13 protein-coding genes and 1 pseudogene are annotated in these 13,934 nt (G+C 75.9%); 5 read left to right on the top strand and 9 right to left on the bottom strand.

The genetic code is table 11. The features are described from left to right. Together PH189_RS28355 and PH189_RS28350 are read right to left on the bottom strand one after the other, a co-directional pair. A pseudogene (locus PH189_RS28355) lies at positions 1-951 on the bottom strand (hypothetical protein); the annotation flags it as partial. Between the two features lie 108 nt (positions 952-1,059). After that, positions 1,060-1,365, bottom strand: coding sequence for a hypothetical protein (locus tag PH189_RS28350; RefSeq protein ID WP_274192213.1), 306 nt, complete (start codon positions 1,363-1,365; stop codon positions 1,060-1,062). Between the two features lie 20 nt (positions 1,366-1,385). On the opposite strand from PH189_RS28350, the gene PH189_RS28345 reads away from it, so the two are divergent. Then, on the top strand, positions 1,386-2,177 hold the full coding sequence (locus PH189_RS28345; protein ID WP_274192212.1) for a (2Fe-2S)-binding protein: 792 nt from the start codon (positions 1,386-1,388) through the stop codon (positions 2,175-2,177). 33 nt (positions 2,178-2,210) lie between these two features. On the opposite strand, the gene PH189_RS28340 is transcribed toward PH189_RS28345, so the two are convergent. Then, positions 2,211-2,960, bottom strand: coding sequence for a M50 family metallopeptidase (locus PH189_RS28340; RefSeq protein ID WP_274192211.1), 750 nt, complete (start codon positions 2,958-2,960; stop codon positions 2,211-2,213). A gap of 101 nt (positions 2,961-3,061) precedes the next feature. On the opposite strand from PH189_RS28340, the gene PH189_RS28335 reads away from it, so the two are divergent. After that, entirely contained in the window at positions 3,062-4,534 is a 1,473-nt protein-coding gene (locus PH189_RS28335; RefSeq protein ID WP_274192215.1) for an MFS transporter, read from the top strand. A 106-nt stretch (positions 4,535-4,640) separates the two neighbouring features. On the opposite strand, the gene PH189_RS28330 is transcribed toward PH189_RS28335, so the two are convergent. Further along, positions 4,641-5,651, bottom strand: a complete 1,011-nt coding sequence (locus PH189_RS28330) for an aminotransferase class V-fold PLP-dependent enzyme (RefSeq protein ID WP_274192210.1) — start codon at positions 5,649-5,651, stop codon at positions 4,641-4,643. A 51-nt stretch (positions 5,652-5,702) separates the two neighbouring features. Then, positions 5,703-7,997 carry a heavy metal translocating P-type ATPase gene (locus PH189_RS28325; protein WP_274192209.1) on the bottom strand — a complete coding sequence of 765 codons (2,295 nt, stop codon included), beginning with the start codon at positions 7,995-7,997 and terminating at the stop codon, positions 5,703-5,705. An 828-nt stretch (positions 7,998-8,825) separates the two neighbouring features. Between PH189_RS28325 and PH189_RS28320 the strand changes: the two genes are divergently transcribed. Then, positions 8,826-9,689, top strand: a complete 864-nt coding sequence (locus tag PH189_RS28320; protein ID WP_274192208.1) for a serine hydrolase — start codon at positions 8,826-8,828, stop codon at positions 9,687-9,689. A gap of 33 nt (positions 9,690-9,722) precedes the next feature. Further along, positions 9,723-10,004 (top strand): metal-sensitive transcriptional regulator, encoded by a 282-nt coding sequence (locus tag PH189_RS28315; RefSeq protein WP_274192207.1) that lies wholly within the window; start codon positions 9,723-9,725, stop codon positions 10,002-10,004. Between the two features lie 13 nt (positions 10,005-10,017). On the opposite strand, the gene PH189_RS28310 is transcribed toward PH189_RS28315, so the two are convergent. The 3 genes from PH189_RS28310 to PH189_RS28300 all read right to left on the bottom strand — a co-directional run bounded on the left by PH189_RS28310 (position 10,018) and on the right by PH189_RS28300 (position 12,900). After that, the gene (locus PH189_RS28310) at positions 10,018-10,386 is read right to left on the bottom strand and encodes a hypothetical protein (RefSeq protein ID WP_274192206.1); all 369 of its coding nucleotides are present in this window, start codon (positions 10,384-10,386) and stop codon (positions 10,018-10,020) included. A gap of 119 nt (positions 10,387-10,505) precedes the next feature. Then, positions 10,506-11,690: an acetyl-CoA hydrolase/transferase C-terminal domain-containing protein gene (locus tag PH189_RS28305; RefSeq protein WP_274192205.1), complete on the bottom strand. Its 1,185-nt coding sequence runs from the start codon at positions 11,688-11,690 to the stop codon at positions 10,506-10,508. Positions 11,691-11,742: 52 nt separating this feature from the next. After that, on the bottom strand, positions 11,743-12,900 hold the full coding sequence (locus PH189_RS28300; protein WP_274192204.1) for an acyl-CoA dehydrogenase family protein: 1,158 nt from the start codon (positions 12,898-12,900) through the stop codon (positions 11,743-11,745). A gap of 77 nt (positions 12,901-12,977) precedes the next feature. Between PH189_RS28300 and PH189_RS28295 the strand changes: the two genes are divergently transcribed. Next, a complete protein-coding gene (locus PH189_RS28295; RefSeq protein WP_274192203.1) occupies positions 12,978-13,565 on the top strand; it encodes a carboxymuconolactone decarboxylase family protein in 588 nt (195 codons plus the stop codon). Here PH189_RS28295 and PH189_RS30385 read toward each other — a convergent pair. Next, the gene (locus PH189_RS30385) at positions 13,540-13,917 is read right to left on the bottom strand and encodes a sigma-70 family RNA polymerase sigma factor family protein (protein WP_337994201.1); all 378 of its coding nucleotides are present in this window, start codon (positions 13,915-13,917) and stop codon (positions 13,540-13,542) included. The genes PH189_RS28295 and PH189_RS30385 overlap by 26 nt on opposite strands. Positions 13,918-13,934 lie beyond the last annotated feature (17 nt).

Below are 13,934 nucleotides of genomic sequence, written 5' to 3'. Positions count from 1 at the left end.
CTCCTCGGCCGGCAGCTCGTCGGGCTCGTCGAGCTCGTCGGCGGGCTCGGCGGTCGCGAACACCGCGGTCTCCGGGACCTCCTGCTGCTCCGCCGCGATCGACCCGGTGTCCGAGGGCTCCTCGTCGTCGTCGACACCCTCGAGGTAGCCCGGGTACTCCGTGTCCTCCGCCGCGCCGTCGTCACCGGGGGTGTTCGTGGCGGCATCCTGCAGGTAGCCCGGGTAGCGCTCGTCGTCCTCCGCCTCCGGCGCGGGCTCGTCCCGGGCGGGCCCGGCCGCGAAGGTCTCGGTGACCGCCGGCTCCTCGAGGGCCGGCTCCTCGGTCGGCCGTGCCGGGGGAGGCCCGGGCATCGGCCTGCCCGGTCCGGGGTGACCCGTCGCAGAGTGGCCGCGGGCGGGGCCGCCGGGCCCCTGCCGGCCCGAGCCGGGCTGCGGCACCGAGGGCAGGGGCATCGAGGGCAGGGGCATCGAGGACGGGGCCGGCTCGGGGCGGGGACCGCCGACCGGGAGGAAGGTCGTGCCCTCCTCGGCCACGACCTGGGCGCCCCGGTCGTCGAGCAGGGCGTGCCGGCCGGTCGGCGTGCGGTCCTGCTCCATCGCCGGGACGGGCGCCGGGGCCGCCGTCGCCGGCTCCGTCGTGGGCAGCCGCCGGAAGAGGGCGATGAGCAGCAGCGTCCAGGACAGGACCTGCAGCACGATCACCACGAAGCCGAGCGCGCTCGACAGCGGCAGGAGCGTCTCGGGCGTCAGGCCGAAGGCCTGGAGCGAGGCCGCGGCCACGAGGAACGTCGTGACGACGACGACCACGAGCTGCAGCGCCAGCCCGAGGATGGCCGGGCCCGAGACGGTCGGCAGCGAGCGGCGTCGCAGGACGGCGAGCACGAGACCGACGATCACCGGTACTCCCACCGGCAGGAAGGCGGCGGCGAGACGGACGCCGGAGTCGAGCATGGCGAGGAACCTAACGGAACGGGACCGACTGGCGGAGCATCGACCTCCCCGAACCCGGTCGAATGTGGCGGAGCGTGACCGCTCCCGAGCAGGGGGTGACGGCAGGCGTCAGGGGAGGACCAGCGGGTCGGTGACGTCGAGGTCGGGGAAGCCGAGCTGCCGGGCGACCTCGCGGGCCCCGTCGATGTCGATGGGGTCGCCCGAACCGGTGTGCAGCCACAGGAGCGAGTCCGGCTGGGTGCTGGCGTGCCAGCGTCCGTCGATCCCGAGCCGGGCGCCGCGCCGCACGCCACGTCCGCGCAGGTCGTAGCGCAGCAGGGTCGGCCCGAGGGTGCCCGCGCGGTCGATCCAGAACGAGAAACGGGCAGGCCCGCTCCGGCGCCCGCGACGTCTCCCCGTGCCCGAGACGCTCATGTCCTCCAGCATGGGTCGCTGTGGGCGTCGAATCGACCGGCCGTCAGCGGAACCCGGCTGCCCCGATCGCCCCGGTCGTCCGCGTCCGGGCGGTGCTCGCCGAGGCCGACGCGGTCGGCGGTTTCTTCGCGATCTCGACCCGCGACGAGGAGGCCGCCGACCCGTCGTGGCGGCCCCTCGCGTCGCTGTACGACGTGCCCGCGGCGGGTCCCGACCCGGTCGGTGACCGCCTGGCGGCGGTCGCCGAGGGCCTGGACGCCGGGCGGCGGGTCGCGGCGTCGCTGCTCACGCAGTCGCTGGCGTCACGCCCGGTGTCGATCCTGCTGTGCGCGGCGACCGCCGGCGTGCTGCCCGACCTGTCGCCGCGCACCGTGCTGCACGCCCGCCCGTGGGCCGGCGGGCCGGTGCCGCTGTGGGCGGACCCCGAGCGGCTCACGGGCACGGAGCTGGGCACCCCCGACGACCCGCCCACGGCGGCGGCGCTGGCCGAGGTGCTCGCCCGGGACCACCTCGCGCCGCTGGTCGCGGGCATCCGGGCCCGGGCGTCGGTGTCGGAGCAGGTGCTGTGGGGCAACGCGACGTCCGCGCTCGCCGGGGCGGTGCGGGTGCTCGGCGGCGAGCGCCCCGACCGCCACGACGCCGCGTTCGCGATCGTGCGGGGCGTCCTCGAGCACGAGCCCTTCGCAGGCCTCGGGCGCTTCGTCGCCGACCCGGGCCACCCGAGCGGCATCGGGTTCGCCCGCACCACGTGCTGCCTCTACTACCGGGTGCCCGGCGGCGGGAAGTGCGCCGACTGCGTCCTTCGTGCGTGATCTTCTCAGCCATAGCTCTGAAGATCACGCACGTCAGACGGGCGGCCAGACCACGAGCAGCCGGCCGGCGCCGATCAGCGCGAAGATGCCGACCAGGGCGAACAGGGCCACCCAGATGCCGCCCGGGACGCCGGTGAGGCGCTCGAGCTGGTCGGCGTCGGAGTCGGGCGCGCGACGCCGGGTGCGCTTGCGCTGCACCTCGAGCACCGTGCGCAGGCCGCCGAGGATGAGGAACCAGGTGACGAAGCAGGCGAACCCGTACTGGACGTTCGCCGATCCGTAGGCCGCGACCACCACGAAGATCGCGCCGGTGAGCGCCACCGACAGGACGCCGTAGGCGTTGCGGATGAGGATCAGCGTCGCGAGCAGCAGGACGACGGCGATCACGAGCATCGCCGAGATCGCGTCCGCGGCCACGAGCGCCGCGGCGCCGACCCCGAGGACCGGCGGGGTGGCGTAGCCGGCGGCGGCCGTCGCGACCATGCCCGGCCCGTCGCGGCGTCCCTTCGACACCGTGACGCCCGAGGTGTCGGAGTGCAGGAGGATCCGGGTCAGCGTGCGCCCCGAGCAGATCGCGACCAGGGCGTGCCCGCCCTCGTGGGCGATGGTCACGACGTTGCGGGCGAGGCGCCACGTGCCGTGGACGCCGACGACCAGCAGCGCGACGAGGCCCGCGAGGATCACGAGCGTGGCCTGCGTCTGGCCGCCGGTGAGCTGGTCGAGGGCGCCGTCGAGGGCTCCGCTGGAGGGCAGCTCGAACGGGAGCGAGAGGCCGGTCGTCACGATGGAGGCACGGTAACGCGGCGGCCGAACTCGTCACGTACCGGTGCGACGACCATGCTGAGGCGGTGACCGACACCGCCGGCGGCGCCGACACCATCCGGATGGGCAGCGCCCGGGGCCGCTGGATCCTGCTGACGACCGTGCTCGGATCGGGGCTGGCTCTGCTCGACTCGACGGTGGTCAACATCGCGCTCGAGCGCATCGGCGCCGAGTTCGACGCGAGCTTCGCGGCGCTGCAGTGGACGATCAACGGCTACACGCTCACCCTCGCCGGGCTGATCCTGCTCGGCGGCTCGCTCGGCGACCGCTTCGGCCGTCGCCGGGTCTTCGTCATCGGCGTCGTGTGGTTCGCGGTCGCCTCGGCACTGTGCGGGCTCGCGCCGTCGGTGGAGTTCCTCATCGCCGGGCGCGCGCTGCAGGGCGTCGGCGGTGCGCTGCTGACCCCGGGCAGCCTGGCGCTGATCTCGGCGTCCTTCCACGGCAGCGACCGCGCCGCGGCCATCGGCGCGTGGTCGGGCCTGGGCGGTGTCGCCGGGGCGATCGGCCCGTTCCTCGGCGGCTTCCTGGTCGAGTGGACCTGGCGCGCGGTGTTCCTCATCAACATCCCGTTCGCCGTGGTGATCGTGGTCGTGGCGCTGCGGCACGTGCCGGAGTCGCGTGACCCGCAGGCCGCTCACCACCTCGACGTGCCCGGCACCGTGCTCGCCGTCGCCGGCCTCGGGGCCCTGACCTGGGCGCTGACCGCCGCCGGGGAGGACGGGGGCACCCCGGCTGTGATCGTCACCGGAGTGGTGGGCGTGCTCGCCCTCCTCTCGTTCGTCCTCGTCGAGCGACGCTCGCGGGCCCCGCTGGTGCCCGGCGAGCTGTTCGCCAGCCCACGCTTCACGGCCGCCAACGTCATCACCCTGCTCGTCTACGGGGCGCTCGGCGTGAACTTCGTGCTCGTCGTCCTCCAGCTGCAGGTGGTCGCGGGGTTCAGCCCGCTCGCGGCGGGTACGGCGATGCTGCCGATCACCGTGATCATGCTGCTGCTCTCGGCCCGCTCGGGGCGCCTGGCGCAGCGGATCGGACCGCGCTGGCCCATGACGGTCGGGCTCCTGCTCGCCGCGACCGGGATGCTCCTGCTGGGCCGCATCGGGCCCGGCGCGTCGTACGTCGTGGACGTCCTGCCGGCGGTGGCGCTGTTCGGGCTGGGGCTCGCGGGCACCGTCGCCCCGCTCACCGCGACCGTCCTCGACGCCGCCGACGACCGCCACGTCGGCATCGCCTCGGGCGTCAACAACGCGATCGCCCGGGCCGCCGGCCTGCTCGCCGTCGCGCTGATCCCGGCCGTCGCGGGCATCTCCGGGCAGGACTACACCGATCCGCCCGCGTTCTCCGAGGGCTTCCGGACGGCCATGACGATCTCCGCCGGCCTGCTCGTCGTCGGCGCCCTGCTCTCGGCGGTGCTGCTGCGGCCCCGGCGGGGTCCGGCCGCACCCGCCGTACCCGAGGAACCGGCCCGTTTCCCCACCGAGTCCTGCACCTACTGCGCCGTCAACGCGCCCCAGCAGTACCCGCGCGACCCAGCCTGACGCCGGGGAGGGCTGGGACGGCCCGCGAGGGGCACATTCCGCAGGCGTGGGCGCTCGTCGATCATGCGCACCGTGCCCGTCGCGGCCGCGGCGGCGGCGGGCCGCGTCAGGCCAGCGCCTCGAGCACCGCGTCGACGTCGGCGTCGGTGTTGTGCAGGTGGAAGCCGAGGCGGGCGGCCCCGCCACGCAGGGCCGCCCGGATGCCGGCGGCAGCGAGCCGATCGGCGGCGCCCTCGTGGCGCAGCGCCACGATCGCCGACTCGGCCGGCGGCAGGTCGAGCCCGGCGCGCAGGCGGTTGGCGAGCCCCACCCCGTGGTCGTGCACCGCGGCGGCGTCGAGGCTCTCGAGCCAGGGCAGGGCGGTCGCGGCCCCCACGTGCGCGAGCCACGCGGGGGAGAGGTCGAAGCGGCGGGCGTCGGGGTGCAGGCGCAGCGGTAGCCCGTAGATGGCGTGCCAGCCCCCGGCGTACCAGCCGGACTGATGCGGGACGAGGCGCTCGGCGAGCCGGTCGGAGACCGCCATCCACGAGGCGCCGCGGGGCGAGAGCAGCCACTTGTACCCGCCGGCGACGACGACGTCGGCCCAGGAGAGGTCGGCGGGCAGCCAACCCAGCGACTGGGTCGCGTCGAGGACGACGAGGGTGTCGGGACCGACCTCCGAGCGGAGGGCCTCGAGGTCGACCAGAGCGCCGTCGGCGGAGGCCACCACGCTCACGGCCACCACGTCGGCCGACACCGTCCGTTCCGGCAGGTCCTCGAGGGGCACCTCGATCACCTCGTGCCCGGCCCCCGCGAACGGGAAGGTGACGCTGGTGAACTCGCGTTCCGCGGTGAGCACGCGCGTCCCCGCCGGCAGCGACGCCGCGACGAGCCCGAGCAGGCCCGACACCGCGCTGCCCAGCACCACCGACGACGGCGACACCCCGACGAAACGGGCGAACGACGCCCGCGCGGTGTCGACGGCCTCGTCGAACTGCGGCGGCGAGGACTCCGCCCGCCCCCACGCCCCGACCGCCTCGGAGACGGCGTCGACCACCGGCCGCGGCGGGACCCCGATGGACGGGGTGTTGAGGTAGATGCCGTCGACGTCGAACGTGGTCCCGAACGCACTCCGCACGTGGCCCAGGCTAGGTCAGGATGGCAGTGCCGTCCCGGTCGGACGTCCCGGTCATCGGGCACCGCCCCGCGGTGTGAAGCGCCGCAGCCGCAGGCTGTTGCCGACGACGAAGACGCTCGAGAACGCCATCGCCGCGCCGGCGATCATGGGGTTGAGCAGGCCGAACGCGGCCAGGGGGAGCGCGGCCACGTTGTAGGCGAACGCCCAGAACAGGTTGCCCTTGATCGTCCCGAGCGTCCGCCGGGCCAGGCGCAGGGCGTCCGGCACGACCCGCAGGTCGCCGCGCACCAGGGTGAGGTCGCCGGCCTCGATCGCCGCGTCCGACCCGGTGCCCATCGCGAGCCCGAGGTCGGCGCGCGCCAGGGCGGCGGCGTCGTTGACCCCGTCGCCGACCATGGCGACGACCGCGCCCTCGCTCTGCAGGCGGGCCACCTCCTCGGCCTTCTCCTCGGGCAGCACCCCGGCGATCACCGTGTCGATGCCGACCTCGTCGGCGACGGCGCGGGCCACGGTCTCGTGGTCACCGGTGAGCAGGACGGTGCGCAGGCCCATGCCGTGCAGCGCGGCGATCGCGTCGGCGGAGGTCGCGCGCACGGTGTCGGCGACGGCGAGCACGCCGCGGGCGGTCAGGACGCCGGCCTCGTCCGCCCACGCGACCGCGACGGGCGTGGCGCCCCGGGCCTCGACGCGGGCGACGGCGTCGGCGAGCCCGGGGTCGACGGCGACGTCCTCGGCGTCGAGCAGCCGGGTGCGTCCGACGACCACGGTGCGGCCCTCGACGGTGCCGCGGACGCCCAGGCCGTCGCGGGCCGCGACGTCGACGGCGGCGGGCAGGACCCCACCCAGCTCCGGGAGCCGCTCGCGGGCCGCGTCCGCGACGGCGCGGGCGACGGGGTGGGTGAGCGCGTCCTCGAGCGCTCCCGCGCGCCGCAACAGCTCGTCCTCGTCGACACCCGCGAGCGGGGTGACTCCGACCAGGGCCATCTCGCCGGTCGTGACGGTGCCGGTCTTGTCGAGCACGACGGTGTCGACCCGGCGGGTGGACTCGAGCACCTCGGGGCCGCGCAGCAGGATGCCCAGCTGGGCGCCGCGCCCCGTGCCGACCATCAGCGCGGTCGGCGTCGCCAGCCCCAGCGCGCAGGGGCAGGCGATGATGAGGACGGCGACGGCCGCGGTGAACGCCGCCGACGCGCCTGCCCCGAGCAGCAGCCACACGGCGAGCGTGCCGAGCGAGAGCGCGATGACGACCGGCACGAACACCCCGGACACGCGGTCGGCGAGGCGCTGCACCTCGGCCTTGCCGTTCTGGGCCTCCTCGACCCGGCGCGCGATCCGGGCCAGGCGGGTGTCGGCGCCGACGGCGGTCGCGCGCACCACGAGGCGCCCGCCGACCGCGACCGTCGCCCCGCTGACCCGGTCGCCCGGGCCCACGTCGACGGGCACCGACTCGCCGGTCATGGCGCTGGCGTCCACCGCGGAGCGGCCCTCGACGACGACGCCGTCGGTGGCCACGGTGTCGCCGGGGCGCACGACGAACTCGTCGCCGAGCACGAGCCGGTCGACCGGAATGCGCTCCTCGTGCCCGTCGCGGCGCACGGCGACGTCCTTCGCGCCGAGGTCGAGCAGGGCGCGCAGCGCGTCGCCGGCCCGGCGCTTGGCGCGGGCCTCGAAGAAGCGCCCGGCCAGCACGAACGTCGTCACCGCCGACGCGGCCTCGAGGTAGATCGCGTCCGGCCCGCCGGCGGCGGTCAGCGACAGCCCGTGGGTCATCCCCGGCATGCCGGCGCCGCCGAGGAACAGGGCGTAGAACGACCAGCCGAGCGCGGCGAGCGTGCCCACCGACACCAGTGTGTCCATGGACGCGGCGCCGTGACGCAGGTTGGTCCAGGCCGCGCGGTGGAAGTCCTGACCGCCCCAGACGACGACGGGCGCGGCGAGGATCGCGGAGAGCCACTGCCAGGAGGTGAACTGCCAGGCGGGCACCATCGCGAGCACGACGACGGGCAGCGTCAGCGCCAGGCTGACGAGCAGGCGGGTGCGCAGGACGTCGGCGTCGCCCGGGCCGGGGCGGTCGTCGGCAGGGGAGGTGTCCGCCGGGGTGGGCACGGTGGCGCCGTAGCCGAGCTTCTCGACGGTGGCGACGAGGTCGTCCACCCCCACCGAGGCCGGGTGGTCGACCCGGGCGTTCTCGGTGGCGTAGTTCACGCTGGCGGTGACGCCGTCGAGGCGGTTGAGCTTCCGCTCGATCCGGGCGGCGCAGGAGGCACACGTCATCCCGGTGATCGCCAGCTCGACGCGCCGGGTGTCGGCGTGCGTCCCCGCGGACGGCACGGACGGTGCGCTCACCGCGGACCTCCCTCTCTCGTCCCCTCCTGAGTACCCCTGGGGGGTATCGGTGTCAAATGGCCCGCCCGAAAGTGGCCGGGTGGGCGTCGATCACGCGCGGCGAGGTGGTGTGATGGTTTCGTGACCTCCCACCGGCTGCCGCCGCAGCCGGGGCCGGACGGATCAGCGGGACGCTCCCGTCCGTACGGCTCCGGCGGGCCCGTCGCCGCTCCGGCGCGCCATCGCGCGCCCGAGGGCGCGGGCGTCGCGGTGCTGACCGGACCCCGGCCGGTGGCCCCCTCCGCAGGTCACCGGGCGCCCCCGCCGTTCGTGCCGCCCCCGACGTACGGCGGCCCGCCGTCCCGACACGCCCAGGTACCCGGTCCGCCTCCGGGCCACCCCGCGCCGCCGCCGCGGCACGGCCGCCCGCCCGCTCCCCGCCCGGCGCCCGTCCCCGCGCCCCAGCCATCCGCGCCCCAGCCATCCGCGCTCCAGCCATCCGCGCTCCAGCCCCCCGCAACCCAGCCCGCTGCGGCACGGCCCCCCGCACCGCAGTCCCCGGCGCCCCGGCCCACGGTTCGACCGGCGCGCAGCCCGCAGGTCGCTCCGTCACCGGGCGGGGCCGCGCGCAAGCCGCGCACCGCCCCGGAGCCCGCCGTCACCTGCCGGTCGGAGTCGTCGGCGAGGACGCCGGTAGGAGCTCCCACCCGCCGGAGCTCCTCGGTCCGCAGCGAGGAGGCCCCGCGCCGGTCAACGCCCGCAGCGCCCCGACGGGCGAGGAGCGCGCCCCGGGCCCGCCGGACCGGGGGCCTGCCGCTGGGCCTGGGCGCCGCGGTGGTCGGAGCGGTGGTGGCCGGCACGCTGGTCACCGTCGACAGCCTCAACGGGGGGTCGAGCACGCTCGCCGCGCTGGCGCTGCCGCCGGACGACACCACCGAGACGGTCGCGCCGCCCACCGCCCCGGACGCGCCCGAGGTCGACCTGGCCGGGGCCGCGACCGCCGGCGAGGAGGCGGCCGCCCGGGACGACTTCCGCGTCGCGGTCTCGGTCGCCGACACGGCCACCGGCGAGCTCGCGCCCGGGTCGAACGGCGAGGACACGTTCAACACCGCCTCGCTGGCGAAGCTCTTCCTCGTCGTCGACATGCTCGAGCGTCAGCGCGCCGGCGAGATCCAGCTCGGCGCCCGCGACCTGCGTCTCGTGCACGCCGCGCTGAGCTCCAGCAGCGACCCCGCGATGAACGCCCTGTGGACCGAGTACGACGGGCCCGCGGCGATCACCCGCGTCGCGCGGTCGGTCGGCCTCGAGGACACGACCAGCCCGGAGGACCCGTCCCAGTGGGGCGAGGTCCAGACCTCGGCGCGCGACATGGTGAAGCTCCTGCGTCACGTGCAGGTCGATCTCCCGGCGCCCGACCGCGACCTCCTCCTGCGCTCCCTGTCCGACGCGCCCCGCATCGCGGGTGACGGGTTCGACCAGGGCTACGGCTTCCTCGACGGACGCTCGCCGGTCAAGCAGGGCTGGCTGTGCTGCTTGGGCTCGCGGGGCGACATGCACTCCGTGGCCGTCGTCGACGGGCGCTTCGTGGTCGCGGTGATGACCAACGAGCCGATGGTCGAGTCGCCCCGGGGCTACGACGCGGCGCGCGAGTCGGTCAACGCGGCGGCCGGCGCCGTGCGTCAGGCCCTCGGGCCGACCGTCGACGCCAGGTAATCTGGGCGCTGCACCACGGCGCCCAGGAGGGTCATGAACGGCTATGCGAGCCACAAGGACGACCACCTGCGGCGGCTGCGCCGGATCGAGGGTCAGGTCCGCGGCATCGCCAAGATGATCGAGGACGAGAAGTACTGCATCGACGTCCTCACCCAGGTCTCCGCGGCGACCCACGCCCTCCAGAACGTCGCGCTCGGGCTGCTCGAGGAGCACATGGGCAGCTGCGTCGTCGACGCCGCGAAGGCGGGCGACGACGAGGCCGCCGAGAAGGTCCAGGAGGCCTCCGCGGCGATCGCCCGTCTCGTCCGGTCCTGACCCGGCGCCGGGCTCAGCTCCGGGCGGGCAGCGCGCCGTCGAGCTTCGCGCGCATCTCGGCCGCGAGGGCCTCGACGCCGCCGAAGCGCCGGTCGACGACGACCTGGCCGGCCACGCCCAGCAGGACGGCGGGCCACTCCATGAGCCCGACGAGTCCCGCGCCGAGGTAGAGGCCGTAGATGAGCAGGCTCGCCGGGTCCGGGCTGTGCGCGCGGAACCAGGCCCGGACGGCCTCCTCGTCCCCGGCGTCGAGGGCGGCCAGCAGGTCGGGGGCGTCGTACGGCTGCTGCGCCTCCTCGGCCGGCAGGGCCGGCGTGCGCGTGGCGGCCTCGGCCGGCACGGCGGCGAGGTGCGGGCGGGGGGCGGTCGTGCCGTCGGCCATGGGGTGTCCTCTGGAGGTCGGCGAGGTGAACGGACGTCGTCCGGCTACCCACCCTAGGGCGGCGGAGTCGTCCCGCCGTGAGTGGATCTCGGCGCCGGTCCCGGGGAACCCGGGGGGGCTCAGCCCGGGAAGACCACGTCCAGGGCCCGGCGACGCTCTGCGCGGTCCAGGCCGCGGAGGTCGGCGGGCCCGTGCTCGGTGACGACGACGTCGACGTCGTGCGCGGCGGTCGTCACGGGGCGGGACAGGTGCTCGACGCGGGTCGACCGTCCCCGGTGCTGCGACGCGACCGCGATCACCGAGAGCCCGCGTGTCGAGCGGGTGGCCGCCGCCGCATAGTCGGGGTGCCCGCCGATGCCCCCCACCAGGGCGTTCCGGGTGCCCTCGACGTTCACCTGACCGTCGAGGTCGACCTCCACCGCCGTGTTCACCGCGATCAGCGGCGGCTCGGCGGCGAGCCGGGCGGGCTCGTGGGTGTACTCGATCCGGTGCACCACCGGGCGCCCGGCCCGCCCGCGGGCGTCCGCCCAGGCGTAGAGCGCGGGGGTGCCGACGAGGTAGGTGGCGACGGGGTCGGAGAGCAGCAGCCCCGCCTCGTCGAGGGTGACCACCCCGTCGCCGAGCAGGCCGGAGTCGGCGTGCACGCGGACCCCGGCCGCGCGCACGCCGTCGACCACCGCGGCGCCGAGCGTCCCGGGCGCCCACTGCAGGCGCACCCCGTCGGTGAGCAGGCCGGCGACGTGGCGGCCGATGGCCTCGTGCTCGGCGCTCGGGGTGGCCGCCGGGGGCGGGGCGTGCGGACCGCCGGCCGCCTCGCCGAGCACGAAGACCTGCTCGTCGGGCAGCGGCGGCCCGGCGGCGGCGCGGGGGAGATCCGGGTCGAGGACGACGGCGATCGGGATGCCGAGGTCGATCGCGGCGCGCACCCAGGACACCTCGGCGCCCAGCACCGGCCCGACCGGACCCGGTGTCGCGGCGACCAGGAGCACGTCGGGGCGCAGCGGGCCCGCCAGCAGCGCGGGCATGGCCGCGAGCCGGGCGGGCACGGCGTGGATGTGGCCCGCCTCGGCGGCGGACCGCAGGCCCCAGCCCGGCATCACGGTGCGCGCGTCGGCGAAGGCGTCGAGCTCGAGGCCGTCGGCGGGGCCGGGCAGCCAGCCGGTGACGAGCCGCAGGTCCCCGCGCTCGCGCGCCAGGGCCGAGAGCAGCGGGTAGGCCGCGCGCGGGCTGCCGCAGCCGTCCGCGAGCGCGATGCGTGCGCCGGGGCGGACCAGGCCGGCGAGGATGCCGCCGTCGAGCGCCATGATCGAAGCTTCGCACGTGCGGGAGGTGGGTCGTCAGGACGACCCACCTCACTCACGTGCGCGCAGCGCCTCCCAGCACCCCGCGGGCGATGATGACCTGCTGGATCTGGCTCGTGCCCTCGTAGATGCGGAACAGGCGCACGTCGCGGTACATCCGCTCGACGGGCACGCCCCGCATGTAGCCCGAGCCGCCGTGGACCTGCACCGCCCGGTCGGCGATGCGCCCGACGGCCTCGGAGCAGAAGTACTTCGCGGTCGACGGCCCGAGGGTGGTGTCCGAGCCGTCGTCGTAGGCCCGGGCGGCCTCGCGGACGAGCGCCCGGCCGGCGTGCCAGTCGGTCACCGAGTCGGCCACGAGGCCCTGCACGAGCTGGTAGGTCGCGATCGCGTGCCCGCCCTGCTCGCGCACCGTCGCGAACTCCGTCATCTCGTGCACCAGGCGCGCGGCCATGCCCATGCACAGCGCCGCGATGTGCAGCCGCCCGTGCGCCAGGCAGCGCATGGCGGTGACGAAGCCGCGGTGCAGGCCCTGGTCTCCGCCGACCAGGAACGCCTGTGGCACCCGGACGTCGTCGAGGTAGACCTCGCACGTCCACGAGCCCCGCTGGCCCATCTTCGCGTCGTGCTCGGAGAACGAGACGCCCGCGGCGTCGGTGGGCACGAGGAAGGTCGAGATGCCCTTGGCCGGGGAGGCGTCCGGATCGGTGCGCGCGAAGACCATGAGCACGTCGGCCAGCGGCGCGTTGGTGATCCAGCGCTTCTGGCCGGTGATCACCCACCCGTCCCCGTCGCGCACGGCCTTCGTGGTCAGGGAGCTCGGATCGGACCCGGCGTCGGGCTCGGTGAGGGCGAAGGACGCGACGACCTCGCCGGAGGCCAGGCGCGGCAGCCACTCCTGCTGCTGCTCGGCCCTGCCGCCGGTGAGCAGCACCTGTCCGGCGATGCCGTTGTTGGTGCCGAACAGCGAGCGCAGCGAGGGCGTCGTCCAGCCGAGCTCCATCGCGAGCTCGACCTCCTCGCGCATCGAGAGCCCGATGCCCCCGAACTCCTCGGGGATCGCGAAGCCGTAGAGCCCCATCGCCTTGCACTGCTCGCGCAGCTTGGCCGGCACCTCGTCGGCGGCCTCGATCTCGTCCTCGCGCGGCACCACCTCCTCGCGCACGAACTCGCGCACCGAGGACAGGACGTCGGCGAAGTCATCGGCCTCCATGGCGCTCACGGTGTCACGTTCGGGGCGGCCGCGCCGTCCCTCCTCCGACAGCGCCCCGTCACCCCTCGGAGGTCCCGATGTCCCGCATCCCGCTCGTCCCCGACCGCGACGCCGGCGTGCTCGGTCGCCTCGCGTACGCCTACGCCCGCCGCCGCTTCGGCGAGGTGCCCGAGCCGTTCGCGGTCCTGCGTCACCACCCCGGGCTGTTCTGGTCGTCCGCGGTCGCCGAGTCGCTCACCGAGAAGGCCGCGACGACGCTGCCGGCCCGGCTGCGCGACCTCGCCGTCTACCGGACCGCGACGCGGGTCGGCTGCTCGTGGTGCGTCGACTTCGGCGAGATGCTCTGGATCCGGGCGGGTCTCGACGCCGACCACCTGCGGCGTGCGGCCGCGGACGGGGCGCCCGACGACCGCGGGTTCGACGACGACGAGCGCGCCGTCCTCGCCTACGCCGACGCCATGAGCGGCTCGCCGATCGCCGTCACCGACGCGCAGGTGGCCGACCTGGACGCCCGCCTCGGGCACGCCGGGCTCGTGGAGCTGACCCACCTCATCGGCGTCGAGAACCAGCGCGCCCGCACCAACGCCGCCCTCGGCGTGCGCGCGCAGGGTTTTGCGGCGTCGTGCGAGGTGCCGGGCGTCAGGTCGGTGGCATCCCCGGGGTGAGTGGGCCGGGACCGAGCTTCTCCGGGGTCATCACGGCGTGCACCGCCCGCGCCCGGCCCCCGTCGACGGTCAGGGCGAGGACGATCGGGGCCGGGCCTGTCGGATCCGTGGGCACGAGCAGGCCCGCCTCGCCGTTGACGAGGACCGGCCGGGCCCCGGCCAGCATCTCCGGACCCGCCTCCTGGACGAGGGCGACGAGGAGCCGGGCGATCTTGTCCGCGCCCACGACGACCCGCCGGGCGGCCTTGACGATCCCGCCGCCGTCGGTGCGCAGCGCGGCGTCCGGGTGGAGCACCGCGACCAGCGCCGGCACGTCGCCCGCGGCCAGGGCGGCGACCAGGGCGTCGAGCACGCGGCGCTGCTCGGGCT

It is taken from the genome of Actinomycetospora chibensis (assembly GCF_028737215.1).
Lineage (GTDB): Bacteria > Actinomycetota > Actinomycetes > Mycobacteriales > Pseudonocardiaceae > Actinomycetospora > Actinomycetospora chibensis.
Note: the sequence above shows the minus strand (reverse complement) of the source record. Positions and strands in the feature narration are given on the sequence as shown.